This is a genomic window from Alteromonas sp. G4i13, from assembly GCF_054960505.1.
In genome coordinates this window covers 1-24401 of record NZ_JBHNYX010000005.1, presented here as the reverse complement: position 1 = coordinate 24401, position 24401 = coordinate 1, and the positions used below count along the sequence as shown (strand labels likewise).

Annotated in this window: 25 protein-coding genes; 18 read left to right on the top strand and 7 right to left on the bottom strand. The window is 45.7% G+C overall.

Translation table 11 applies throughout. The annotated features are described in order from the left end of the window. Positions 1-253: 253 nt before the first annotated feature. A complete protein-coding gene (locus ACFI6J_RS03390; protein WP_342313169.1) occupies positions 254-1366 on the top strand; it encodes an MBL fold metallo-hydrolase in 1113 nt (370 codons plus the stop codon). A 21-nt stretch (positions 1367-1387) separates the two neighbouring features. Here the strand turns inward: ACFI6J_RS03390 and ACFI6J_RS03385 are convergent, their stop codons facing one another. Beyond that, a complete protein-coding gene (locus ACFI6J_RS03385; protein ID WP_252119292.1) occupies positions 1388-2038 on the bottom strand; it encodes an MOSC domain-containing protein in 651 nt (216 codons plus the stop codon). 383 nt (positions 2039-2421) lie between these two features. Between ACFI6J_RS03385 and ACFI6J_RS03380 the strand changes: the two genes are divergently transcribed. The 5 genes from ACFI6J_RS03380 (at position 2422) to dnaB (ending at position 6743) form a co-directional block, all read left to right on the top strand. Further along, positions 2422-2997: an RNA polymerase sigma factor gene (locus tag ACFI6J_RS03380; protein WP_014951111.1), complete on the top strand. Its 576-nt coding sequence runs from the start codon at positions 2422-2424 to the stop codon at positions 2995-2997. Continuing rightward, the gene (locus ACFI6J_RS03375) at positions 2990-3502 is read left to right on the top strand and encodes a hypothetical protein (RefSeq protein WP_462555671.1); all 513 of its coding nucleotides are present in this window, start codon (positions 2990-2992) and stop codon (positions 3500-3502) included. The genes ACFI6J_RS03380 and ACFI6J_RS03375 overlap by 8 nt, the downstream gene beginning before the upstream one ends. Positions 3503-3515: 13 nt before the next feature. Next, positions 3516-4517, top strand: coding sequence for a DUF4097 family beta strand repeat-containing protein (locus ACFI6J_RS03370; protein WP_014977658.1), 1002 nt, complete (start codon positions 3516-3518; stop codon positions 4515-4517). A 254-nt stretch (positions 4518-4771) separates the two neighbouring features. Beyond that, positions 4772-5242 carry a hypothetical protein gene (locus ACFI6J_RS03365; protein WP_014951108.1) on the top strand — a complete coding sequence of 157 codons (471 nt, stop codon included), beginning with the start codon at positions 4772-4774 and terminating at the stop codon, positions 5240-5242. A 115-nt stretch (positions 5243-5357) separates the two neighbouring features. Further along, on the top strand, positions 5358-6743 hold the full coding sequence (gene dnaB, locus ACFI6J_RS03360) for a replicative DNA helicase (RefSeq protein WP_014951107.1): 1386 nt from the start codon (positions 5358-5360) through the stop codon (positions 6741-6743). 126 nt (positions 6744-6869) lie between these two features. Here the strand turns inward: dnaB and ACFI6J_RS03355 are convergent, their stop codons facing one another. The 5 genes from ACFI6J_RS03355 to ACFI6J_RS03335 form a co-directional block, all read right to left on the bottom strand. Beyond that, positions 6870-8066 carry an OmpA family protein gene (locus ACFI6J_RS03355; protein ID WP_014951106.1) on the bottom strand — a complete coding sequence of 399 codons (1197 nt, stop codon included), beginning with the start codon at positions 8064-8066 and terminating at the stop codon, positions 6870-6872. Between the two features lie 101 nt (positions 8067-8167). Continuing rightward, positions 8168-8605 carry a secondary thiamine-phosphate synthase enzyme YjbQ gene (locus tag ACFI6J_RS03350; RefSeq protein WP_014951105.1) on the bottom strand — a complete coding sequence of 146 codons (438 nt, stop codon included), beginning with the start codon at positions 8603-8605 and terminating at the stop codon, positions 8168-8170. Continuing rightward, positions 8595-9059, bottom strand: coding sequence for a chemotaxis protein CheX (locus ACFI6J_RS03345; protein WP_014951104.1), 465 nt, complete (start codon positions 9057-9059; stop codon positions 8595-8597). Before ACFI6J_RS03345 ends, ACFI6J_RS03350 begins: the two co-directional genes overlap by 11 nt. Next, positions 9049-9522, bottom strand: coding sequence for a transcriptional repressor (locus ACFI6J_RS03340; protein ID WP_014951103.1), 474 nt, complete (start codon positions 9520-9522; stop codon positions 9049-9051). The genes ACFI6J_RS03345 and ACFI6J_RS03340 overlap by 11 nt, the downstream gene beginning before the upstream one ends. 35 nt (positions 9523-9557) lie before the next feature. Beyond that, complete coding sequence (locus ACFI6J_RS03335; RefSeq protein ID WP_014951102.1) at positions 9558-10022, bottom strand: Rsd/AlgQ family anti-sigma factor; 465 nt, start codon at positions 10020-10022, stop codon at positions 9558-9560. 161 nt (positions 10023-10183) lie between these two features. Between ACFI6J_RS03335 and nudC the strand changes: the two genes are divergently transcribed. The 3 genes from nudC to ACFI6J_RS03320 all read left to right on the top strand — a co-directional run bounded on the left by nudC (position 10184) and on the right by ACFI6J_RS03320 (position 13024). Further along, positions 10184-11017 carry an NAD(+) diphosphatase gene (gene nudC / locus ACFI6J_RS03330; protein ID WP_156087087.1) on the top strand — a complete coding sequence of 278 codons (834 nt, stop codon included), beginning with the start codon at positions 10184-10186 and terminating at the stop codon, positions 11015-11017. Between the two features lie 268 nt (positions 11018-11285). Further along, complete coding sequence (gene hemE / locus ACFI6J_RS03325) at positions 11286-12377, top strand: uroporphyrinogen decarboxylase (protein ID WP_014951100.1); 1092 nt, start codon at positions 11286-11288, stop codon at positions 12375-12377. Positions 12378-12400: 23 nt separating this feature from the next. After that, positions 12401-13024 (top strand): hypothetical protein, encoded by a 624-nt coding sequence (locus tag ACFI6J_RS03320; RefSeq protein ID WP_014980563.1) that lies wholly within the window; start codon positions 12401-12403, stop codon positions 13022-13024. A gap of 62 nt (positions 13025-13086) precedes the next feature. Here ACFI6J_RS03320 and queG read toward each other — a convergent pair whose 3' ends face one another. Further along, positions 13087-14229: a tRNA epoxyqueuosine(34) reductase QueG gene (gene queG / locus ACFI6J_RS03315; protein WP_462555590.1), complete on the bottom strand. Its 1143-nt coding sequence runs from the start codon at positions 14227-14229 to the stop codon at positions 13087-13089. A 6-nt stretch (positions 14230-14235) separates the two neighbouring features. On the opposite strand from queG, the gene ACFI6J_RS03310 reads away from it, so the two are divergent. The 9 genes from ACFI6J_RS03310 (at position 14236) to hflC (ending at position 24358) form a co-directional block, all read left to right on the top strand. Next, positions 14236-15735: an NAD(P)H-hydrate dehydratase gene (locus ACFI6J_RS03310; protein WP_462585702.1), complete on the top strand. Its 1500-nt coding sequence runs from the start codon at positions 14236-14238 to the stop codon at positions 15733-15735. A gap of 74 nt (positions 15736-15809) precedes the next feature. Next, positions 15810-16292 carry a tRNA (adenosine(37)-N6)-threonylcarbamoyltransferase complex ATPase subunit type 1 TsaE gene (gene tsaE, locus ACFI6J_RS03305; RefSeq protein WP_014951096.1) on the top strand — a complete coding sequence of 161 codons (483 nt, stop codon included), beginning with the start codon at positions 15810-15812 and terminating at the stop codon, positions 16290-16292. A gap of 85 nt (positions 16293-16377) precedes the next feature. Beyond that, the gene (locus ACFI6J_RS03300) at positions 16378-17727 is read left to right on the top strand and encodes an N-acetylmuramoyl-L-alanine amidase (RefSeq protein ID WP_462555597.1); all 1350 of its coding nucleotides are present in this window, start codon (positions 16378-16380) and stop codon (positions 17725-17727) included. Between the two features lie 94 nt (positions 17728-17821). Then, positions 17822-19681 (top strand): DNA mismatch repair endonuclease MutL, encoded by a 1860-nt coding sequence (gene mutL, locus ACFI6J_RS03295; RefSeq protein ID WP_462555600.1) that lies wholly within the window; start codon positions 17822-17824, stop codon positions 19679-19681. 43 nt (positions 19682-19724) lie between these two features. Next, positions 19725-20618: a tRNA (adenosine(37)-N6)-dimethylallyltransferase MiaA gene (gene miaA / locus ACFI6J_RS03290; RefSeq protein WP_462585736.1), complete on the top strand. Its 894-nt coding sequence runs from the start codon at positions 19725-19727 to the stop codon at positions 20616-20618. Between the two features lie 78 nt (positions 20619-20696). Beyond that, entirely contained in the window at positions 20697-20945 is a 249-nt protein-coding gene (gene hfq, locus ACFI6J_RS03285; RefSeq protein WP_014951092.1) for an RNA chaperone Hfq, read from the top strand. A gap of 17 nt (positions 20946-20962) precedes the next feature. Beyond that, positions 20963-22252, top strand: a complete 1290-nt coding sequence (gene hflX / locus ACFI6J_RS03280) for a ribosome rescue GTPase HflX (protein ID WP_014951091.1) — start codon at positions 20963-20965, stop codon at positions 22250-22252. A 67-nt stretch (positions 22253-22319) separates the two neighbouring features. After that, a complete protein-coding gene (hflK, locus tag ACFI6J_RS03275) occupies positions 22320-23471 on the top strand; it encodes an FtsH protease activity modulator HflK (RefSeq protein WP_014951090.1) in 1152 nt (383 codons plus the stop codon). Positions 23472-23476: 5 nt separating this feature from the next. Then, positions 23477-24358: a protease modulator HflC gene (gene hflC / locus ACFI6J_RS03270; protein WP_014951089.1), complete on the top strand. Its 882-nt coding sequence runs from the start codon at positions 23477-23479 to the stop codon at positions 24356-24358. The last annotated feature ends 43 nt before the right edge of the window (positions 24359-24401 follow it).

Sequence of the window (24401 nt, the reverse complement as noted above, 5' to 3'; positions counted from 1 at the left end):
TAATAGTTATCATTTGGAACTAATCGGTTTGTGACGATGAAGGCGGCCGCTAATGCGCGCTTTTATATTGTTACAAATTTACTGTGGTGCTGATGGTTTCTCGCTTTACAATAACGGTTAACCGCTATCTTAGTGCTTGCGCTAAACTGCGGTTCTCTTGATGTCTGCACAATTGAGTAAATAAAGCATAGACGCAGCAGTCAACTAAGCGCTTTGCCTCCTAGGTTGGAGCTACAAGGACACGATCTTAAAAATGGTAATGAGTTTAAAGAAGTTAACGACGTTGTCGGCGTCGCTAGTAGTAGCAGGAAGTGTCGTGACTGGTTGCGCCAGCTCTAATCATGTTACTCAGATAGAAGGTGAAAATGCTGTAATCAAGCACACCAATGAGCCTGGGTATGAGGACAGATTCAGCAATATTTACGACGGTTTTAAAGCATATCCCGTCACGTGCACTAATGATTGCTACCCAGCGTCTGCCGATATTGAATGTGAAAGTGACATGCAAAATTGTCAGTTCGTTGGCAACAACCCGACAGTGAACTCGAACACCGGCTTTAATGTCACCTGGTTAGGGCACGCAAGTTTTTTACTTAACACCGCAAGTGGTGAGCAAATACTTATTGACCCTGTGTTTGGGCAGTTTGATTGGCCCGTCAATTGGGCTTTTCGATTGGCGGAGGGGTTCAGCCGCAACGAACCCGCTGAGGTAGGTGAAGACAAACTCGCACAAACCGATGCTGTGGTTTATTCCCATATTCACTATGATCATTTCAATAAAGCCGATATTGCCGAATTAGGCACAAAGCCCGAATATCTTGTTCCGTTAGGTTTCGCAGAGCACTTCCCTAATAGAGGCTACACCATTAAAGAAATGGCGTGGTATACCAGCAAAAACGTAGGCAAAACCTCTATTCACTTCGTGCCGGCCCATCATTTCAGTAACCGAATTTGGGTGCCTTATTTGTACGAGGACGACAATGCGACACTGTGGGGTGGTTGGGTATTTGAGAGTGAAGGCAAAACATTGTTCTTTGCGGGGGATACGGGATATTCACCGCACTTCAAGGATATTAAAGCGCGCTTTGGTGAAATAGATGTTTGCCTGTTACCTATAGCGTCTTATTTCAGCGAAACCTCACCTAAATGGTATCGCAAGGTACATACTACGCCAGAAGATGCCATTGTTGCGGCCCAAGACCTAGGCTGTAAAGCCGTAGTGCCTTGGGGCTATGGAAATGCCAGCTGGATGATGGGTGACAAGACGTCACATTCTGCGCTATTTCGTCTTATGAAAATGAAGAAGCAGCTAAACCCTGCAATGCCTTGGGTTATTTTGAATGAAGGTGAGCAGGCGTCTTTTTAATTTAAGTTACGGATAAATGGCCTATTTATCCGCAATCTTATCCGCAATTTTTTGGCATTTTTCGCGCCATTCGTCATCAAGCGCCTCAAGTTTCGCTAGCTTTTGTGCCAAGGATTTGTCTGCTTTGGTATGGGCGCATTGCATTAGGGTGTGAACGTTAACGGTATCGTCCTCACGGTGCAGTAGTGTTACTTCGTCGCCAACACTGATGGTTCCGGTTTTAATAACCCGGTAATACCAGCCAGTGATACCTCGTTCTCCGACAAATCTATCTAAATTGGGCACTTCGAAGCGTTGCGAGATTTTATTGCAAGGGGCACGGGGTGCGCTTACTTGCAGTTCTACCTCGCCGAACTTCCATATATCGCCGATATAAACGGTAGCATCGTCCATGCCCTCTACACTGATGTTTTCGCCAATGCTGCCCAGCGAAAAGTCGCCTTCAGGAAAATGCTTTCTTAATGTCAGATAGTTGGTCGGGTTGAACTGATGCAGCACTTTCTCCGGTCCACCGTGAAGCCGTTTGTTGGCCTGTTCGTCTTCATCGGTTCTGTCCATATGCACCGTTAACGCGTCGACGGGGGCTTTAACAATACTGCTTGGTGCCCCACGAGGGCCTAGCGGCTGAGGTTTTCCAGCAAACAGAGCGTTAACAGAAAATGAGGTAGACATGGCATCTCCAAAAAATATTTTTGTGCATTTAAACCTTTCTACTATAGGGTACGACTAACCTTATAACACTAACAAGTGCTTATACCAGTCCGCATAGATAATTACCCACTCAGCGAGAGTTAAAATGTTCGTAATCGCGGCGTGTTACCGCAGGTATAGTGGTTCTACACCAAGGTGACACAGCAAAGAGTACGGACATTTTAAACTCGCCCTTCGGGAAGGTCTGGCAAGCTTCCTAGCTGCATTCTGGGAATTTGAAAGGGAACAGCCATTCCTGCATTCCCACGCTTTGCTAGTAAACTTGCCAGCACCTTCTGAGTGGGCAATTATCTATGCGGATTGGTATTTTGCTAATCAGCACCACAAATAACAAAGAGAAAAGAATGGAACACACACAACAACGTGTTGTACACGCCAATGTGGTGTTTGGTAATAAAAGCGAAAATGAGCTGATATCTAAAGCGAAAAAGGGCGATAAGCAGGCGTTTCGGTCCCTTTACGATGAACATATTGGGCGAGTCTACGCGCTTTGTTACCGGCTTACAGGTGAAAAGGGAATGGCAGAAGATGCTTCGCAAGAAGTCTTTATTCAGCTATGGAAAAAATTGGGTAATTTTGATGGGCAAAGCCAATTTTCCACATGGTTACACAGTGTTACGGCAAACATTACCATCTCCTATATGCGCAAGCAGAAGGGGTGGGTGCAGCGCATGTTTAACTTGGAAAACAGCGGCATTAACGAGATGCCGGCTGAAGAAAACAGCACAGATGTGGATTTAGAAGCATTAGTTATTCGCTTACCCGAGCGAGCCAGAATGGTTTTTGTCCTCCATGCAATTGAAGGTTACAGACATGAAGACATTGCCAGCATGTTGAACATGGCAGTGGGCTCAAGCAAAGCACAATTTTTCCGTGCTAAGCAATTATTGAAAGATTTTATGGGAGTCGATGATGAGTAATTTTGACGACAAGCTTGCTCAGCATATTTCTGGGATATCAAAAGAGAAGCAGCCAGAACGAGATTTGTGGCGAGGTATTGAACTCGGCATAACATCGCAGCAAGGCGACGCTTCACAAGACGACGCTTCATCATCTGCGGTTACATCAAAACAGTGGATGGCAATAGCCGCAAGCGTTTGTTTAGTTACTGTATTGTGGTTCGCGGCTCCTTTTGCGTTTAAAGCTGATGAAAGTCGAAGCGATGGCTATGCCCTGATTGACGCAATGAGTATGCAGCAGCAACAACAAGTGAATAGTCTTCTTGCTAGTTATGAAAGTACAACGGCGCTAACGGAAGATTGGCAAGAGCAATTAAAAGAATTGGACGATGCTGCAGATGTTATTAAAGCGGCATTAAAGGACGATCCAGACAACTCAGCATTAATTAAAATGCTGCATCACGTATATCAACAGCAGATTGCCTTAATTGAGCGAGTGCACGCGCCAAAGTGGCAGCAAATTTAATAAGGGTTTAAAGATGAATATAAATACGAAAAGTACATTTTTGCACACGTTCATGGCACCTTTGGGGGCCAAGGTATTACTTACTACAGCGCTGCTAAGTATCGCTACTGCGGCGTTTGCAGGAGAAAAAGTAGATAAGACCATCGACACATCGTCTTCGCCGAAAGTGGACATTGAACACATCAACGGAAAAGCAGATATCCGAGTTTGGGATAAGTCTCAGGTTCGTGTCACCGGTGAACTGGGCGATCAAACTGAAGAGTTTATCTTTGAAAGACGTGGAGATGTCGTGGTTATACACGTTGAAGTCGAGCGCCACTCAAAGAGCTGGTTTAATAAAGGTAAAGATGGCGACGACCTTGTTATCTATATACCTTCAGCAAGCGACCTTCACTATACCGCGGTCAATGCTGATCTTATTGCAGAAGGTATAACAAAAGCAGTAGATGTTGAGGTGGTAAACGGCGACGTAACCCTTAAAAACATAGGTGAGCGGGTTGAAGTTGAGTCGGTTAATGGCGATATCGTGCTTGAGAATGTGAGAGGCCGTTTAGAGGCGGAAACAGTGAATGGCGAAATTGAAGCGTCACACTCAGGAAACACGCCAGTGAGCTTTGCGTCAGTTAATGGCAAGCTCGACATCACTTCCGATAGCCCAGACGTATCAGTAGAAACCGTCAACGGTCGAATCGATGTGTCTCTTCAAGCGGTAGACGTACTGCAAATCAATACGGTTAATGGAAGGACTTACGCAAGTTTAGGTCTTAATAAGAACGGTAGCGTAAAAGCGAATTCTGTAGGCGGTGCGATGGAATTTGTCTTTCAAGATGGCGTATCGGCACAATTTGATATTGAGACGCACGCTGGCGGCAACATTGTAAACAATATCAGTGATGAAAAGTCGCAAAAGCCTAAGTATGGCCCAGGTAGCTGGCTACGCTTTATCCACAACGGTGGGGCTGCAAATGTAGACATCTCTACGGTACACGGGCGAATTGAAATAGACCAAAAGTGAATAAGCTATAGGCAACACAATTGAAACTTTAGGTTGAAAAAATGAATTTAGTCCACATTTATTAATCAGACATGTGGTGATTAATGAAAAGCTGCGAGTGATCGCAGCTTTTTTTGTTTGGTCGCTAAAAATGTGTAGCTGAGCGTTTGTAAGTAACAAAAGTGCGTTTTAATGGCTCTTAGTTACAAGTTAGCGGACCTGCACGCTTCACCCACATCATCACATGGTTTGTTATTTTTTGATTGGAGGTTAAATTGAGTATTGTTGGACACGTCAAAAGGTTTTGGCGATTTCATAGTCTAATTATTGGTGCGTTTGGAATATGCGCATTTACGCTAGGCTGTGCTGTTCAGGAACCCGCTTATTACGAAGGTACTTGGGTGGTGACTAAGGCCTATAATGTAGGTGTTTCAGCTCACTCATCAATAGAGTCAGAAAAGTTCTTGGGTCGCTCGGTAACCTATGCTTCAGACTCGGCTAAACTCGATCAGGCATTCTGTGAGTCACCGGTGTATTCAACGAAAAATATCAGTAATCAAGATTTTTATGCTGCTTTTAAAGCCTCTCCATCATCGCTCGGCTTTAGCGACGACAAGATTACTGAAGTAAGTTTGTCGTGCCTTGATAATTCAGCAATCATGGGTTCTACACTCATTTTTCAGGAAGGTGGCAGCGCCTACACCTTGGTTGACGGTACGTTTTTAAAGCTGGAGAAAACGCTTTAAACGATGTTGTCTTTTTGCGCTTTCGCAACAAAATGACGACTTCCTTTGTTGAGTGATGGACGTTAAAAGCGCATAATATCCAACTGACTTTTGTGCATTGGAATAGGTTTCACTCGTGGCGTCTGCGTCTAAAAACGATAAGAATGTTGAAAAATTGAAGGTTCCACCTCATAGCATTGAGGCTGAGCAATCTGTTTTGGGCAGCATGCTTATTGACCCTGAAAGCTGGGACAAAGTCGCGGAGCTTGTTACCGATAACGATTTTTACAATCGCTCACACCAAATTATCTTTCGTGCTATCACTCGACTACTAAACAGTAGCCAGCCAATAGATCTTATAACAGTATCAGAAGAGCTGGAAAAGCATGATGAACTGGAAGATGCTGGTGGTTTTGCCTACTTAGGTGAACTTGCCAAAAACACGCCAAGTTCTGCGAACGTTGTGTCTTATGCGCAAATTATTAGTGAGCGCGCGATAACCCGAGAGCTTATTGGCGTGGCGCATGAAATAGCGGAAGTTGGGTACAACCCCGAAGGCCGTGACAGTGCAGACATTCTTGACCTGGCCGAAAGTAAAGTATTTGAAATTGCCGAACGAAGAACTGGTGAAAACGAAGGTCCTCGCGATGTCGAGTCTATCTTAGGGAAGACCATTGACCGTCTAGAAGAATTGGTGAAAACCAATAAAGACGTTACCGGTGTTACTACCGGCTTTACCGACCTAGACAAAATGACCAGTGGTATGCAGCCCTCTGACCTTATTATCGTGGCGGCTCGTCCATCGATGGGTAAGACTACTTTCGCCATGAACTTGATTGAAAACGCCATGATGGCAGAAGACAAACCTGTACTTGTTTTCAGTCTTGAGATGCCCTCAGAACAAATCATGATGCGTATGTTGGCGTCATTAAGCCGCGTTGACCAAACCAAAATTCGTACTGCGCAGCTGGATGATGAAGATTGGGCACGTATCTCCAACACCATGGCTATGCTCAAAGACAAAGATTGTTTGTTTGTTGATGATTCGTCAGGCCTTACACCAATGGACGTGCGAAGTCGCGCAAGAAAACTCGCTCGCGAACGAGGTGGAATCAGTCTCATCATGGTGGATTATCTTCAGTTGATGCGCGTACCTTCTCTTAGCGATAACCGAACATTGGAAATTGCAGAGATCTCTCGCTCACTGAAAGCATTGGCTAAAGAGCTTGAAGTGCCGGTAGTTGCCCTTTCACAGCTTAACCGTACGCTAGAACAACGCGCCGATAAACGTCCTGTAAACTCTGACCTTCGTGAGTCTGGCTCAATCGAGCAGGATGCCGACCTTATTATGTTTATTTATCGTGATGAGGTTTATCACGAAAACAGTGAGTATAAGGGCATTGCAGAGATTATTATTGGTAAACAGCGTAACGGCCCAATTGGTACCTGTCGACTTACGTTCCAAGGCCAATTCTCACGATTTGACAACTATGCAGGCCCTGCCATAGCCGACGAATATTAGCCCCTCTTATAGCGACTAAAGGCTTCGACTGCGGCCACGGTCTACATTTTAAGGGTTAACAAGTTAAAGTATTTCAGACACAAAAAAGGCGCCGTAAGGCGCCTTTTTCAATTCATATACACTGAATTACTTTTCTTCAGCTACTTTCACTGTGTCTTTAACTGTCACTGAAATGCGACGGTTAACACGGTGTGCTTCAGCATTCTTACCATTGTCTAGAAGCTGAGTTTCGCCGTAACCGATAGTCTCTAAACGAGAACCTTCGATACCGTACATGTCTACCATTACTTCTTTGAAGTTCGCAGCACGACGCTTAGAAAGGTCCATGTTGTAAGCTTCACTACCTGGTGCAGAAGTGTGACCTTCAATTACCGCAGTTGTTGAAGGATACTGCTTCATGAACTCAGCAAATTCAGAGATTTCTGGATCTTTTGGCATTTTAACTACAGCACTTTCGTTGTCGAATAGAACGCGTAGTGTGATTTCTACTGTCTCTTCGTCAAATACTGTACAACCTTTTGCATCAACTTTTACGCCAGCTGGTGTATCAGGGCACATATCTTTGCTGTCTACAACGCCGTCGTTGTCCGAATCTTTAATTGCACAGCCAGTTGCATCTACTTTAGTGCCAGCTGGAGTGTTAGGACACTGGTCAACGTTGTTTAGAACGCCATCGTTATCATCATCGATGCTACAACCATTTGCGTCAACACGAACACCCGCTGGTGTCATTGGGCACTGGTCTTTGCTGTCTACAACGCCATCGTTGTCGCTGTCTTTAGGTGCGGCAGGAGTGCCTTTACCAAATGGGATCGCGATACCAACTTTAACACTGTAGTCATTGTAATCTTCACCGAAGTCGTGATAAGCGGCGATTTCAGTAACAAGTTTAACATCTTCGTGGATGTCCCAGTGTTTACCGATACCGATGTTACCAAGCGTAGTTGATTCGCCTACTGCTTGACGCTTAACACCACCAAAAACGAACCATGCATCATTTGGCATGAAGTATAGTGCGTCAACACCAACCATTTCACCGCTTTCATCACCGCCGCCTGCATAATCAAGGTCTAGGGCTGTAAATTCAACACGAGCTGCCCAGCTTTGAGTAAAACGGAAACCGTATTCAAAAGCTACGCCACGACCATCGTCGTAAAGGCCGCCGTCAGTTAGATCTAACGGACGTGAGTCGTCAGTGTTGTAATACATGCCAGACAAACCAAACCAGTTTTTGTACTCTGGCTCAGAAGAGTCTTGTGCAAATGCATTAGTCGAAGAAATTACAGCAAGAGATAGCGCTGCCATTTTAAAGTGTTGTTTCATAGTCACATCCTGTTTAACGTTGAGTGATTATCGATTTTTGATAATTTTGTGTTGTGCTTAACGTTTAACGCTAGCACAAATTGTGCCATTTATAATATGGGTTAGGCTGCGATCCCTTGTAATGTGGCAATAATTGTTCGTCTTCCACCATGATCTCGGTGTTCGCCGAGCATGATACCCTGCCACGTGCCAAGTGCAAGCTTGCCTTGTTGGACAGGTATAGTAAGTTGACACCCTAGTATACTCGATTTTAAGTGAGCAGGCATATCATCTTTACCTTCATAAGTATGCCTGAAAAAAGAAAGCTCTTCTTTTACACTATGGTTGAAGAACGCTTCCATATCATGCCTCACTGTAGGGTCGGCATTTTCATTGATTGTCAAACTAGCGCTTGTATGCTGAAGCCATAGGTGCAAAAGGCCGACTTCAACATGACGAATACTGGGTATTGCAGATTCCACCTGCTGTGTTATCAGGTGAAATCCTCTCGGGTAGCTGTCGAGTGTAATTTTTTCAGACTGCCAGAAATTATTTGTCAAAACAGATTTCCAAATGCGCTAATCCTTCGTCGCACATGAAAGGAAGAATAATTTTAGCACCATCAACCTGGTGACTAATCGTATGTTGCTTTCCTGATACAACGATGGGTGTTGCCATTCCAAACTCGTAACCCCGCTCAGCAAGGTCTCGTTTTGCGTTACCGCAAATCATGTTGGTAACTTCGCCAACCATGTCGCCTACTTCTGCATCAAGCTTCTCAGGGCGCTCTCCAACCATTCTCTCCATTATGGTCAGGGCCAAAGACTCGTCAAAAGTAATAGACATCGAGCCGCGAACGTCAGGGCCCACCATGCCAATTAGCCCCGATACATCGCCTTTGGCGATATCACTTTGTTTGCGCTTGGGCTTGCCAGGGGTCAATTTAGTTTGAGCCATGGTTTCAAGCACGTTCAAAAGACCAGCAATAAACGGGTTCACAAAATCAGCATTCATGTACACTCTCCTGGGCAGCGTGATCTTCCGTTTGTTGACAATCGGCACATAATCCATGGGCCTCTATAGTTTGTTTCGATACTTTGAATCCGTGTTGCTTTGCTTGGCTATCAAGGGTCTCTTGAAGACCTTCAGATTGAATTTCAGCAACATCACCACAGCTGTCACAAATTAGAAACTGAACAGGGTGGTTACAACCAAAATGATAGCAGGCCACAAACGCATTGGTAGACTCTAAACGGTGAATAAACCCAAAATCGAGAAGAAAATCAAGGGCGCGATAGACTGTCGCAGGTTTGGCACTAGACTCTGTTTCTTTCAGTGAGTCGAGTAGTTCATAAGCACCCATAGGGCCGTGCTTTGAAACAAGAATTTCGTACACCTTTTCTCTAAGCGGTGTGAATCTGGCGCCGCGTTGCTCGCAATAAGCCCGTGCCTTATGAATAAGTGTGGTTTTGTTCATTGATGATAACCGTAAACTCGACTTTCATTGTTATATTAAAGCGTCACTTCTGGATCACGTTTTTTAGTGTGTACATGAGCTATTAACTCATCTTCCAAGGAGAAACGCTCTTCTAATGTCTCACCAAGCTTGGCTAGCGCTGAGTCAAATTCAGCTGCCTGCTCGGGCGTTACTGCTTGTGCAAACGTATCATTAAATGCGAGTGCTGCGTCAGTGGTTTTTGTCAATCTGGGGTAAAGTTTATCTCGTAGTGCAAGGCCTTCATTGTCGTTTTCAACCAACATATCGAAAACCTCAAAGTGTCCTACCGACAAATAATCGAGTAATGCGCTGCAAAAGTTGTCTATTTCATCTGGGTCAGGTAAACACTCGCTTCGCTTGTTAATACCTGCTAGTTCACAGAAAGAAACTAACAGTGCCTGTCTGTCCATTAACCAGCGGTCAATAACCTGGCTTTTCCCGCCCCATTTTGATTTAACGCTTTCTAACTGTTGCAACATTTTGATGTGTTACCCGTTTAGCGACAATAAGTTTCAGTATAACACTGTGCACTAGCGACACAAATTTTGCGCGAAAAAGTTCGTTTCAAAATGTATGGTGGCGATCTATACGCTCAGTATTTAGTGTAGTATGAAGCATTAAAGAACAGGAGTGATGTGCAATGATGATAAAGTTGGATGAGGCGAAACTAGCTGCTCAGCAAGCCCTGTGGGTAGTTTTTAGTCGCGGCAAAATTGTAGTACAAGAATCGTCTGAGTCTATCCCCATTGCTTATCTGAGTGATATTCCATTTTTAGCATCTTATGTCGATGAAATTCATCAACTTCCGCCGCTCAATGAGACGGCGCATAGAGACCTGCCCGTATACGTCGTTGATTTGGGCGCTGAGCATGTTGAGGAACCCGGTTGGGAACGGGTATCGCTTAGACAGCTTCTTTTTGCCGAATACGATATAGCCTTTTCCGTTATTGGGCGAGCCTGGCAATACATCCATTTCTTGCGTACTCATCAATTTTGCGGGCAATGTGGAGCCAAGACTGAACGCGTAGATTGGGAAATGGCAATGCATTGTCACCGCTGCCAACATCGCAGTTATCCAAGAGTGTCTCCCTGTATCATTGTTTCTATACACGACAGCGAAAAAATACTTTTGGCCAAAGGCGTTCGCCATCGAGAATCTAATATGTATTCAACTCTTGCTGGCTTTGTAGAAAGTGGTGAAAGTCTGGAGCAAGCGGTCCACAGAGAAGTTTTCGAAGAAGTTGGCGTTAAGGTTAAAAACTTGCGCTATTACAATAGTCAGCCATGGCCATTTCCACATTCCTTAATGGTCGGGTTTATTGCCGAGTATGACGAAGGGGAAATTCGTTGTCAGGAGAACGAGATAGATGATGCGCAATGGTTTGATATAGATGCGCTGCCGACTATTCCACCGAAAGTGTCTATTGCGGGACAATTAATTGCTGAAACGGTGTCTCTAATCGGCGACAAATAAAAAACCCTGCCGAGGCAGGGTTTCAATAAGTCTAGCACGGTCCCATGTAGGGCTTCTTTTCTTTAACGGTTATAGTAATAGCAAACACTCACTTTAAGTGCAAGCGTCTTTTTAAAGTAATGTTCAAGTATTGTTTGTCTTTAATAATCGACACTACACCGATTTGTCGTTAAAACATTGATTTTTTAATACAGGTTTTAGCACACCTTAGTTAAGAATACTGGTATACTTTCGCGCTTAAATATCTTCAGTAATTTAGGTGAGTTATATGTCGCAAAATTTCCCCAGTGTTGATAAGCCCGCGTTAAAGAACGATCGTTACTTACGTGCGTTACTTAAGCAGCCGGTTGATGTCACACCTGTATGGATGATGCGACAAGCCGGGCGCTACCTCCCAGAGTACAAAGCGACTCGTGCAGTAGCAGGCGATTTTATGTCGTTGTGCAAGAATGCAGAACTTGCATGTGAGGTGACGCTACAACCTTTACGTCGTTTTCCTCTCGACGCTGCAATTCTCTTTTCGGATATTTTGACCATTCCAGATGCGATGGGCCTCGGTCTTTACTTTGAAACAGGTGAAGGCCCTCGCTTTAAAAATCCAATCACGTGTAAAGCGGATGTGGATAAAATAGGCCTTCCTGATCCAGAAGGTGAATTACAGTACGTAATGAATGCCGTTCGTACTATTCGCCGTGAGCTTAAAGGTGAAGTGCCATTAATTGGTTTTTCTGGAAGCCCTTGGACACTCGCGACTTACATGATTGAAGGTGGTTCAAGTAAAGCCTTTACCAAAATCAAGAAAATGGCATTTGCTGAGCCAGCAACGCTTCATGCGTTACTAGCAAAACTGGCTGATTCTGTTACTGAGTATTTAAATGCTCAAATCGCTGCGGGCGCGCAGTCAGTCATGGTATTTGATACTTGGGGTGGCGTGTTATCTCCTCGTGACTACAAAGAATTCTCGCTTCAGTACATGGAGCGCATTGTAAGTGGGCTGACCCGTGAAAATGAAGGCCGTAAAGTACCTGTTACCTTGTTCACCAAAAACGGTGGCATGTGGCTAGAATCGATTGCGGCGACAGGCTGTGACGCAGTAGGTTTAGACTGGACTATCGACATTAAAGAAGCGCGTGCGCGCATTGGCGATAAAGTTGCACTTCAAGGTAATATGGATCCATCAATGCTGTATGCTCAACCGCAAAGAATTGAGCAAGAAGTGGCGTCCATTCTAGAAGGTTACGGTGAAGGTAGCGGTCACGTATTTAATTTAGGTCACGGTATCCATCTTGACGTACCACCTGAAAATGCAGGTGTGTTCGTTAATGCGGTACATGAACTTAGTAAGCAATATCACAAGTAAGCGACTTCGATAAAGGAAGTAAAATGAAAACGTGGCTTGTGTTGTTGCTGATAGCGTTTGCATTGATAGCAGGGTATAAATTTTCTGGCTATCAACACCAACTCAGTGAATCCAATGCAGAAAAAGAGCGACTAACCAATGTGTTAGCGCGCTCTCGTGCCACCGAAACGAGTGAGCTGAAAGTTATTAAGCCCGCCGCCAAGTTGGTTTCAAATGAAGCAGGTGCGGTGCTCTTGGATACAAGCGTTACGAAAAACGGCGAGATGAATGTTGCCCCCGTTGCCGAGAATGTCCAAATCATGGCGCCAGAGGTTTTCTACACTAAAACCGAAGGCTCACTCAATACGTTTTTTGCGCTGCCGCCTAACAACGAGCGCTTTGTTTTAGACTCGGTAAAATGTGAGAACGGACATTGCGAAATAACGGGTGAGTATGACGGTTCTGAAACTGAGCTGTCGCGAGTTATTGAAGCATTGGAACAGGAACCGTGGTGGGAATTCGGCTCGCCTATCATAACCACGCAAGTGGCACAGCGAGGCCTCAAACTTAACGTTTCTTTCGCCGCATCCCATTCGCCAAATGCTCGTGTGCGTTATCGGAATAGCACTCAGGCCGATTTAAACAGTCAGCTTGCCTCAGCGGGTTAACCCCAAAACGTGTATATCGCCAATTGAATTCGCGGTATGCCTTATTCAAACGTGTACTGGCGTTAGGCGTCTCTTGGTAAACCTTTTTCAATTACGCGAATAAGCCGCGCTTGCTGCCTGTTTTTTGCATCAGACGCTTGTTGCTTCTCTTGCTGCCGCCTAAGGGCCCAATCAATATGTCTGTCCACCAAGTCACTCACGCTCCCTCGTCTTTCTTTCAAAAGCAGAATGCTTTGTTCATCATACGGAGCGTTTCCTAACGCAACGGCAATATTACGCTGCCACTTCTCAAAGCCAATCCGCCTGATGGGAGAGCCTTCCGTATTTCGCAAAAAGGTTTCTTCAGACCAGCCGAAAAGCGCATTGAGACTTTGGCCGTGTAACACTTGTCGCGGGTGGAAATCTTCTTCACTGGTAACGTCGGCAAAGCGATTCCAAGGGCAAACAAGTTGGCAATCGTCACAGCCATAAATGCGATTGCCCATCATGGGGCGCAAATCTTCGGGAATATCTTTGTCTGATTCAATGGTGAGATAGGAAATACAGCGACGGGCATCTACTTTATAAGGCGCAACAATTGCATTGGTCGGACAGATGGTTAGACACGCCGTGCAGGTGCCGCACCCCTCTTCAACCAGTGAGTCAGTGGGTAATGGCAAATTGATGAACAGCTCACCTAAGAAGAACCAAGAGCCGGCTTCTTTGTTGAGTGTCAGGCTGTGTTTCCCCGTCCAGCCAATACCCGCTTTTTCAGCAATAGCGTGTTCCAATACGGGGGCTGAGTCTACAAACGGGCGATATTGGGTATGCGCCAGGGATGCGGTGATTTTCTCACCTAATTGCTTCAGACGTTTGCGCAGCACTTTGTGGTAGTCACGGCCCAATGCATAGCGGCTGATGTATCCTATTTCTGGCTTTTTTAAATGCTTAGCAAACGAGGCGTCGGGAGGTAAGTAGTTCATGCGAACGCTGATAACCCGTAATGTCCCTGGGACCAACTCATCAGGCCGGGCACGCTTCATCCCATGACTCTCCATAAAGGCCATGTCACCGTGATACCCATTGTCTAACCATTCCTGAAGGTGTGCCTCGTGCTGATGTAGATCAATATCGCTGATGCCAACCTGCTGAAAGCCTAGCGCTGTACCCCAAGCCTTGATATTGTTGGTTAATTCAACAAGGTCGATAGAACTAAATTCGGACATGTGCTCATGCTAGATACTCAATTAACGTCAAGTTTATCATACAAATTATTTCGGGCCGATCAGGTTAGGGAAAATGAGGGACAAGCCGCCGCGAATTCGGGCTGCGATATGTTCACGTTGATGCAACGAGCTGGTGATGTGGTGTTTAAGCAGTGTCTTGAGCTTATGCCAAACTCAGACGTTTACTTAGTGCTGGTGGGCCAAGGTAACAATGCGGGTGACGGCTACATTGCAGCAATAAACGCAAAACTTGCGGGTAAACAAGTGCATTTATGTGCGGTTGAGCCCGAACGTACGCTGGAAGGGGATGCCGGCAAAGCGCAGCAGCGCTGGCTCGATTCCGGCGGCAGTATTAATGGGTTTGACGCTTCGCTTCTAGAGAAGTCCGATGTAGTGATTGACGCGCTACTTGGTACAGGTATTAATAGCTATATTCGCAATGAGTTTGCAGACATCATTGATGCGGTGAATGCGTCATCAACACCGGTTGTAAGCGTGGATGTACCGTCAGGGCTTGATGCAAATACAGGACAGAGCCTGGGGCGATGTGTTCAGGCTGATATCACCGTTACTTTTGTGGGCATTAAGCCGGGGCTTGTTACTGGTGCGGGTAAACAATCGTGCGGTAAGTTAGTGTATGCGGATTTGGGTATCGGCAAAGCGTTCCAAGCATTAGCTAAAGCGAGCGCGACCATGCTAAATATCGACCACTTTAAAGGTATGGGGCCACGGGAGATTAACAGTCATAAAGGGACTTATGGTCGACTGTTGTGCATTGGCGGTAACCGCGGAACAGCAGGTGCCATTCGACTCGCCAGTGAAGCCGCGCTGAGAGGCGGTGCGGGCATGGTACGCGTGTATACCCATGAGTCGTCAGCCGTTCAGGTCAGTGCAGGCAGACCTGAACTCATGGTCACCGACTTTAATTTGGAAGATGCATTAGCTTGGGCAACCTGTGTGGTTATTGGACCGGGTCTTGGGCAAGATGAATGGGCAGAAAGCGCATTTGAAACCACCATGAAGCATTGTCAAAGCCAAAATAAGCCTGTGGTCATTGATGCTGACGCGCTAAATCTGTTGTGTCAGCAGTCAACCGCGTACACCTTGTCTGACAGTATTTTAACCCCTCACGCGGGCGAAGCTGCGCGTTTACTCGGTGTTTCTATTGATGATGTAGAAAGCGACCGTTTTAACTACGCAAGGCAGTGCTCACAGCGATACCATGCGGTCTGTGTACTAAAAGGGGCGGGCACGCTTATCGACAATGAAAAGAAAACCTGGGTTTGCCGTCACGGTAATCCAGGTATGGCTACCGCAGGAAGCGGTGATGTATTAAGCGGAATATTGGGCGCGTTGCTCGCGCAAGGCGTAGAAACAGATATTGCAGCGAAATATGGTGTAGTGCTTCATGCTAAGGCTGGCGATGATATTGCCCAACTGTATGGTCAACGTGGTATGATAGCGAGCGATTTGTTTGACGCAGTACGTGCGCTTATAAACCACTAGTTAGCGTGGTTTTGTCTTGAACGGGCAGGCATCTACTGTGTTATTCGGCTTTCTATTACTGTGGAATATTGTTGATGTCTTACCCGCATACCTCTTTTTTTGCTAATGAAGTAGATGATACTGCGCAGCTTGCCAGAGATTTAGCGCAGGCTGTTTCGAGTCAACTCCCTACCGATGCTGTTATTTATTTAAACGGCGACTTAGGTGCAGGGAAAACGACATTTAGCCGATATTTCATTCAATCTTTAGGTCATTCAGGTAGCGTTAAAAGTCCAACCTATACATTGGTTGAACCTTATGAGTTGGATGGCGTCAATATCTATCACTTCGACCTGTATCGCTTAGCCGACCCAGAAGAGTTAGAGTTCATGGGAATTCGCGATTACTTTGGTTCGGGCGCTATCGCGCTTATTGAATGGTCGGAAAAAGGGGGCGAATACTTGGCATCCCCAGACTTAGTGATTAGTATAAATATTACGCCATCGGGTAGGCAGTTTAATTTGGAAGCAAAAAGTGCCCACGGTGCGAAATTGCTTCAGCAATGCAAGCGCGTTTAGCGCAAATGCGAAATGAAAGAAAAACTGAATAAATAGCCGCTCCGGAGTTGACGAGAGCAGCATAACAATAACAGAAAGGCTAATTATGGTGCGCAGTATAGTTTCGGTATTATTATTGTGTTTCGTCGTGCAATTCGCACACGGTGCGCAAAATAACATCGACGGGGTTAGGATATGGCCGTCGCCGGACAATACGCGCGTTGTTTTCGATATGAAATCAGCGCCAGAGTTCACCTATTTTGCACTTAAAAATCCGCTTCGGCTTGTTATCGATCTTAACAACACCAGCGACACCGCTAAGCTTTCTGGCATTGAAAACAGCGGTGATTTGATTAAAAAGCTGCGCTACTCCACACCGAAAAACAAATCATCTGCCAGAGTGGTTGTTGAGCTCAATAGAAATACCAAGCCTTCGTTATTTGCAGTAACCCCCGATGGTGCTTACGGACACAGGCTGGTTGTCGATTTACCAGATAGCGCGCCGAAGCCATCGCCAACGTTATCAGCGTCGGCATCAACTGGCTCTGTCGTTATTGATGATTCTACCAGTGCCCGAGACCGAGACATTATCGTCGCCATCGACGCCGGGCATGGTGGACATGACCCAGGTTCAATCGGTCCGGCTGGTACCTATGAAAAGCACATCACCCTGAGTATCGCCAAAAAACTGGAAGACATGATAAACCGGGAGCGAGGTATGCGCGCCATCATGACTCGTGGCGATGATTATTATGTTTCTCCTAATCGACGTCCTGAAATTGCGCGCGAGAAAAAAGCCGATTTGCTTATTTCCATCCACGCCGATGCGTTTAGTCAGCCTCAACCGCGAGGTGGTTCGGTGTGGGTACTATCCATGCGAAGAGCAGACACTGAATTAGGCCGCTGGCTAGAGAAATCTGAACGTCACTCTGAATTACTCGGTGGTGCAGCTGAAGTGATCAATGATAAATCAAGCGAGCGATATCTTACTGAAACCATACTGGGTTTATCGATGGATCACAGCATGGCGACCAGCCACGATTTAGGTAATAAAGTGGTTGAAGAGCTAAAGCAGGTGACCAGTCTGCATAAAAGAAAACCACAAGCCGCCAGTTTTGCAGTTTTGACCGCGCCTGACATCCCCTCTATTTTGGTCGAAGTTGGTTTCATTTCTAATCCGCAAGAAGAGAAGAATCTGAACTGGTCTAAACATCGCGAACGCTTAGCGAATGCCATGTTTAATGCGACTAAGCGTTACTTCAAGCAAGTTCCCCCTGATGGTACACTGTGGGCACAAGAAAGGGCGAACAACCGAACGCACAAAGTAAGAAGCGGCGAGTCGCTCTCGTTATTAGCACAGCGTTACAATGTAAAAGTAAGCAGCATCAAAGCAGCGAATGATCTTTCAAGTGATGTTGTACGCGTAGGGCAGGTACTAAATATTCCGAGAACCTAAACCTAGGTTTTGTTTCATCGGCTTTTTCAGCACTCATTGCACTTACATGTCGTATCGCCACGAATCCATATAGTTAATATCATAGGGTAGTCCTTTGCCTATACAGCTTTTATCTCCCCAACTTGCAAACCAGATTGCCGCTGGTGAAGTGGTTGAGCGCCCCGCGTCTGTGGTTAAAGAATTACTAGAAAACAGCCTTGATGCTGGTGCCACCAAAATAGAAGTCGATATTGAAAAAGGTGGCCACAAACGCATTCGAATAAAAGACAATGGGTCAGGCATTGTCAAAAGTGAACTGCAGCTGGCATTAAGTCGCCATGCAACCAGCAAAATCACCACTCTGGATGACTTAGAACAAATTCTCTCTCTTGGCTTTCGTGGCGAAGCGCTGGCCAGTATTAGCTCGGTAAGCCGGTTAACACTGACATCGCGCACTGAGTCTCAAGGAGAGGCGTGGCAGGCCTACTGTGAGGGTAGGGAAATGGCGGTAAATATTCAGCCAGCGGCCCACCCTGTTGGCACCACAATTGACGTGGCAGATCTGTTCTACAACACGCCAGCAAGACGTAAGTTTTTACGCACCGAAAAAACCGAATTTCAGCATATTGAAGAAGTCATAAAACGCATAGCACTGAGCTATCCCAAGGTTTCATTTGTTTTAAAACACAACGATAAAGTAGCAAAGCGCTTTATCGCCGACAAAGCAGGCAGTTTAGCCACCCGAATTGGCGCTGTGGTTGGACAAAAGTTTGTTCAAAACGCCGTACATATTAGTACTGAGTATGAAGGTCTTCACATTGATGCTTGGCTAGGTAATGAGGCCATGCTTCGCAGCAGTAATGATTGCCAGTTCAGTTTTGTTAACGGCAGAGGCATGCGAGATAAGCTTATTATGCACGCTATTCGCCAAGCGTACGAAAGCGTTTGGGGGGTGGTGGAGCAACCAAGCTTTGTGGTGTACTTAACGGTTAACCCTAAAGATGTGGATGTAAATGTTCATCCCGCCAAGCATGAGGTGAGGTTTCAACAAGGCAGATTGGTACACGACTTTATCTGTAAAACCGTGAGTGATGCGCTGCATGCCATGACCGACGAACAGCCTTTATCAGGAATGGACGCAAGCCGTCCTTCGGGCTCAGATTTCATGTCTTCTCAGGTAGAACACGATTACATTAGGCCTTTACAGAATCAAACGTCGGATAATGCACAGGCGTTCAACGAGTCTTCTCGTTACTCGACGGGGGGAATCTCGCAAGGCGCGCCACAGTCTTATGGGCAATTTACAGGCAGTCCAAGAAATACATCCTCGGGAAGTGCCAGTGGTGGACGAAGTGGTGGCGCTGCACATAAGCAAAGTCGAGGGCCAAGTGCGGCATATCAGTCAAATTACAATGCGTTAATGACGCCAAATAGCGACATTATTAACAACAATGCAGACCCGATGCCCGTTGCAGAGCACGTTAATCTAACTTCCCAGTGTAGAATTTACCCAAAATCAGAAAAAATTTACCTTCTTTGTGCAACTAAAGTTGCAAGTATCTGGTTAAGCGAACTATTTTTAAAAGCGCAGCATGGACAACCGTTGTTAATGCCCGTTGCTGTTTCGCTCAATAATGTCAATGAGCAACTGGTTACACTGCTAAACGACGCGCATTTTGAAGTGAATAAAGTGGCTGGCAAATATCGGCTGCAACAGGTGCCGGCCGGCACCAGGCACTTGCCGTGGCTCAAGTTGTTTGAATACTTCTTATTAGTTGAACTAAATGATGAAGTAAATTCACTTGATGATGCCGTAAAATCATTGGTTTTGCCTGAACATGTTTTAGATGAAGAGACATCAAATGCGCTGTGGTACTGGTTGGATCAGCAAAGCGAAGCGAAACAATGGGAAATTATTGAGCAATTTGCTAAAGTGCGCCCCTTAAATTTAGTGCTAGATGTGTGGGGAGAATAACGTGTCCAATGGCATAAATTCTGCATTACCTGTAATAGCAATTATGGGCCCCACAGCGTCAGGCAAGACGGGGTTGGCGTTAGATATAGCAGCTCAGGTCGATAGTGAAGTAATTAGTGTAGATTCAGCCCTTGTATACAAAGGCATGGATATTGGCACAGCGAAGCCGACGCAGGAAGAGCAAGCGGGGGTAGTGCACCACTTAATTGATATTATCGACCCGGCAGATAGCTATTCGGTGTCGCAATTTGTAAACGATACGAATGGGCTTATCGGCGATATTTTAGCTCGAGGCAAGGTGCCAATTTTGGCTGGAGGTACAATGATGTACTTTAATGCCTTGATAAATGGAATTTCGCCACTACCTAAGTCAGATGAAAAGATACGAGATGATATAACACAGCAGGCACAACGCTTGGGTTGGTCTAAATTACACGATGAATTACGTGGTGTAGACCCAATCAGTGGTGAGAGAATCCACCCCAATGACCCACAGCGTATTACTCGTGCACTGGAAGTGTATAGAAGTACCGGCAAGACGTTGACATATTGGCAACAACAAGAGGGTGAAAAGTGCCCTTATAACATTGCACAATTTGCCATAGCGCCCGCAGACAGGGCAGTGTTGCACGAACGGATCGCGACCCGCTTTGATTTGATGTTGGAGCAAGGGTTTGAGAATGAAGTAGTAAAACTCTACGAACGCAGTGATCTTCATGAAGATTTGCCTTCTATTCGTTCGGTAGGGTACAGACAGATGTGGCAGTACCTAGACGGCCAATTGAGTTACGCAGAAATGCGTGAAAGAGGCATTATCGCTACAAGGCAGCTCGCCAAGCGTCAGCTCACGTGGTTACGGGGCTGGGAGCAGGTTACATGGCTAGACACATTTGCTAACGATAATTTGACTAAAATTACAGCGAAAGTCACACTTTAAATGTTTGAGTGTGGTATATATTAGACGTGCAGTGATAGTGAAATTCCTATCACGAATAATAAAAACTAAGGATATCAAATGGCTAAAGGGCAATCTTTACAAGACCCATTCTTGAACGCTTTGCGTAAGGAACGTATTCCAGTATCAATTTATCTGGTAAACGGTATTAAACTTCAGGGACAGGTTGAATCTTTCGACCAGTTCGTAATTTTACTGAAGAACACAGTAAGCCAAATGGTGTATAAGCACGCGATTTCTACTGTTGTTCCAGCACGCGCTATCACAATGCCTAGCGCAGGAGATTCTGAAAATACTAAAGGTGAATAATTTAAAAGGTAACGCGCTTGTTTGACCGTTATGAAGCCGGTGAACAGGCTGTACTTGTTCATGTTAATTTTTCCGACGAGAACAGTAAAGAAGACTTAAGTGAGCTTGAATTGCTTGTGTCTTCAGCAGGGGTTAATGCGGTAGAAGTTATTACGACTTCGCGCAGTGCGCCTCATGCTAAGTTTTTTGTTGGTTCAGGTAAGGCAGAGGAAATAGCAGCGGCAGTGAAAGCACACGATGCCAACGTTGTTATTTTCAACCACGCGCTTTCTCCTTCTCAGGAGCGTAATTTAGAAGCGGTGTGTAAATGCCGGGTGTTAGATAGAACGGGGCTAATTCTCGATATTTTTGCGCAGCGCGCAAGAACACATGAGGGTAAGCTTCAGGTCGAACTAGCCCAGTTGAGGCATATCTCAACTCGTCTCATCAGAGGATGGACCCACCTTGAGCGTCAAAAAGGTGGTATTGGTCTTCGCGGTCCAGGTGAGACACAGCTAGAAACTGACCGTCGACTACTTCGTGGTCGTATTAAAGCCATTCTTCGTCGTTTGGAAAAAGTGCAAAAGCAACGCGAGCAGGGTCGCCGCTCGCGCAAACGCGCTGAAATTCCAACGGTATCCTTAGTTGGCTATACGAATGCGGGAAAATCGACGCTGTTTAACACCATTACCGACTCACACGTTTACGCTGCCGATCAGCTGTTTGCAACGCTAGATCCCACGTTACGCAAAATCGATTTAAAAGACGTAGGGCCGGCTATTTTAGCCGACACGGTAGGTTTTATTCGACATCTTCCCCACGACCTCGTTGCTGCGTTTAAAGCGACACTTCAAGAGACTCAAGAAGCAGATTTACTGCTCCATGTGGTTGATATTGCTGATGCAAAATATCGCGAAACCATGGATGAAGTTAATGATGTACTTGAAGAAATTGAAGCTGGAGAGATTCAACAATTACTAATCTGTAATAAGATTGATAAACTAGACGACGTTCAACCGCGTATAGAAAGAAACGACGAAGGCGTGCCTGTCAGAGTGTGGCTATCTGCACAAACAGGCGAAGGAACGGAATTATTGAGCCAGGCTTTAACCGAATGTTTAGGTAAAAGTATGGTGAATTACACATTAAAGATTCCGCCTGCACAAAGTCGATTGCGCGGCGTGTTGTACGAACTAAACTGTATTGCTAGTGAAGAATACGACAGTCAGGGAGACTGGGTAGTTGATGTAAGAATGCCCGCCGCTGACTGGAACAGACTTGAAAAACGTCTGGAAAACGGAATATCAGAGTATGTTGTGCGACATTAGTCAGTGCTAGTCACTGCATTGAGCATGCGAAATTCAAAAATATAACAGTAATCTATGGAGTATCAGCATGGCTTGGAATGAGCCGGGTGGCAATAATAACGACCCGTGGAAGAATCGCGGTGGGAAAGAGCAAGGTCCCCCAGATTTGGACGATGTTTTTAAGAACTTATTTGGTAAGTTTGGAAAGTCAGGTGGCAACGGTGGCGGCTCAGGCAAAAGCCTAGGTGGTATCGGCGCTGGTATTCTTGTAGGTTTACTTGTCGTAATTTGGTTCATTAGTGGTTTTTACACTATTCGTGAAGCAGAGCGTGGCGTAGTGCTTCGCTTCGGTGAGTATCACGAGCAGGTTGAGCCGGGTCTTCGTTGGGCGCCAACGTTCATTGACTCAGTAATCCCAGTTGATGTTCAGTCAATTCGCGACCAGTCATCTTCAGGCTCTATGCTTACAGAAGACGAAAACGTGGTAAGCGTTCAAATGGAAATGCAATTTCGCGTTGTAGACCCATATCGTTGGACGTTTGCCGTTGAAAGCCCTGAGCAGAGTTTAAGTCAGTCTCTTGATAGCGCTATTCGCTACGTAGTTGGCCACTCTAAAATGGACGACGTACTTACCGACGGCCGTGAAGTAACGCGTCAGCGTGTATGGGAAGAGCTTCAAGCGATCATTGAACCCTACAACATGGGTGTTTCCATTATCGATATGAACTTCCGTGATGCCCGCCCACCAGAGCAAGTTAAAGATGCTTTTGATGATGCGATTGCTGCACAGGAAGATGAACAACGTTTTATTCGTGAAGCTGAAGCTTATGCGAGAGAGATTGAGCCACGTGCACGTGGTCAAGTAAATCGTATGAATGAAGAAGCGCAAGCCTATAAAGAGCGTGTAACGTTGGAAGCGCAGGGTGAAGTGGCACGTTTTGAAGAGCTGCTTCCACAATATGAGCGCGCACCTCAGGTTACTCGCGAACGTATCTATCTTGAAACCATGGAAGAAGTGTTGGGTAACACCAGCAAAATTATGGTTGATAGCAAAGGCGGAAACAACATGATGTACCTGCCTCTGGATAAAATTATGGAGCGTCAGCAGTCGTCGTCTAACGATCGCTCACGCAACACGCTAGAAAGCTTACAAACACCTGTAACTGACACTTCAGGCAGAAGCCGTAATTCGTCGCCAACCTCTGGTTTGCGCGGTGACAGCTACAGAGAAGGGAGATAAGCATAATGAAGAATTTATTAATAGCAGCATTCGTTCTTCTTGTTTTGCTTGCATCAGGTTCTCTGTTTGCAGTTAAAGAGGGTGAGCGTGCCATTGTTATTCAATTTGGTAAGGTTCAGCGCGATGACGCGACCGGTGAAACTCGGGTTTTTGAGCCAGGTTTACACTTTAAACTTCCGTTTATTGACTCGGTACGCCATTTAGATGCGCGTATTCAAACGTTGGATGGAACGCCTGATCGCTTTGTAACAAGCGAGAAGAAAGACCTGATTGTTGACTCTTATGTTAAGTGGCGCATAGAAGACTTTGCACGTTACTACCTATCAACGGGTGGCAACAAGCTGCAAGCAGAAGCGCTACTGAAGCAAAAAGTAAACAACGGCCTACGTTCTGAGTTTGGTACTCGTACTATTGCACAAATCGTTTCTGGTGAGCGTTCAGCGCTTATGAACCAAGCAATGGAACAAGCTTCTACGTCGTCTGACGAGCTAGGTATTGAAATTGTAGACGTACGCGTTAAGCAGATTAACTTACCCACTGAAGTGAGCAACTCGATCTTCCAGCGTATGCGCGCAGAGCGTGCCGCCGTAGCTCGTGAGCACCGTTCAGAAGGTCAAGAGCAAGCCGAAGTCATTAAGGCAAATATTGATGCTAAGGTAACGGTAATGCTTGCTGATGCTGAGCGTAATGCACGTCAACTTCGTGGTGAAGGTGATGCGATTGCGGCACAAATTTACGCTGACGCTTACTCAAAGAACGCTGATTTTTACAGCTTCCTGCGCAGTATGGACGCGTATAAGCAAAGCTTTAACAGCAAACAAGATGTCATGGTTATTGCACCAGACAGCGACTTCTTCAAGTATATGAACAAGTCAAACGGTAACTAAATAGCCGTAATTTAACGCTTTAAAAACCAGTCTTTTTAGACTG

Coding starts and splice junctions, on each gene's coding strand:
- ACFI6J_RS03375 (WP_462555671.1), top strand. CDS start 2,990: ATGAGTAATTTTGACGACAAGCTTGCTCAGCATATTTCTGGGATATCA.
- miaA (WP_462585736.1), top strand. CDS start 19,725: ATGGGCCCCACAGCGTCAGGCAAGACGGGGTTGGCGTTAGATATAGCA.
- ACFI6J_RS03390 (WP_342313169.1), top strand. CDS start 254: ATGGTAATGAGTTTAAAGAAGTTAACGACGTTGTCGGCGTCGCTAGTA.
- hfq (WP_014951092.1), top strand. CDS start 20,697: ATGGCTAAAGGGCAATCTTTACAAGACCCATTCTTGAACGCTTTGCGT.
- hflK (WP_014951090.1), top strand. CDS start 22,320: ATGGCTTGGAATGAGCCGGGTGGCAATAATAACGACCCGTGGAAGAAT.
- ACFI6J_RS03335 (WP_014951102.1), bottom strand. CDS start 10,022: ATGTTGCAACAGTTAGAAAGCGTTAAATCAAAATGGGGCGGGAAAAGC.
- hemE (WP_014951100.1), top strand. CDS start 11,286: ATGTCGCAAAATTTCCCCAGTGTTGATAAGCCCGCGTTAAAGAACGAT.
- tsaE (WP_014951096.1), top strand. CDS start 15,810: ATGTCTTACCCGCATACCTCTTTTTTTGCTAATGAAGTAGATGATACT.
- ACFI6J_RS03370 (WP_014977658.1), top strand. CDS start 3,516: ATGAATATAAATACGAAAAGTACATTTTTGCACACGTTCATGGCACCT.
- nudC (WP_156087087.1), top strand. CDS start 10,184: ATGATGATAAAGTTGGATGAGGCGAAACTAGCTGCTCAGCAAGCCCTG.
- ACFI6J_RS03320 (WP_014980563.1), top strand. CDS start 12,401: ATGAAAACGTGGCTTGTGTTGTTGCTGATAGCGTTTGCATTGATAGCA.
- ACFI6J_RS03345 (WP_014951104.1), bottom strand. CDS start 9,059: ATGAATGCTGATTTTGTGAACCCGTTTATTGCTGGTCTTTTGAACGTG.
- ACFI6J_RS03380 (WP_014951111.1), top strand. CDS start 2,422: ATGGAACACACACAACAACGTGTTGTACACGCCAATGTGGTGTTTGGT.
- ACFI6J_RS03300 (WP_462555597.1), top strand. CDS start 16,378: ATGGTGCGCAGTATAGTTTCGGTATTATTATTGTGTTTCGTCGTGCAA.
- hflC (WP_014951089.1), top strand. CDS start 23,477: ATGAAGAATTTATTAATAGCAGCATTCGTTCTTCTTGTTTTGCTTGCA.
- ACFI6J_RS03310 (WP_462585702.1), top strand. CDS start 14,236: ATGCTAGATACTCAATTAACGTCAAGTTTATCATACAAATTATTTCGG.
- ACFI6J_RS03385 (WP_252119292.1), bottom strand. CDS start 2,038: ATGTCTACCTCATTTTCTGTTAACGCTCTGTTTGCTGGAAAACCTCAG.
- ACFI6J_RS03355 (WP_014951106.1), bottom strand. CDS start 8,066: ATGAAACAACACTTTAAAATGGCAGCGCTATCTCTTGCTGTAATTTCT.
- queG (WP_462555590.1), bottom strand. CDS start 14,229: ATGTCCGAATTTAGTTCTATCGACCTTGTTGAATTAACCAACAATATC.
- ACFI6J_RS03340 (WP_014951103.1), bottom strand. CDS start 9,522: ATGAACAAAACCACACTTATTCATAAGGCACGGGCTTATTGCGAGCAA.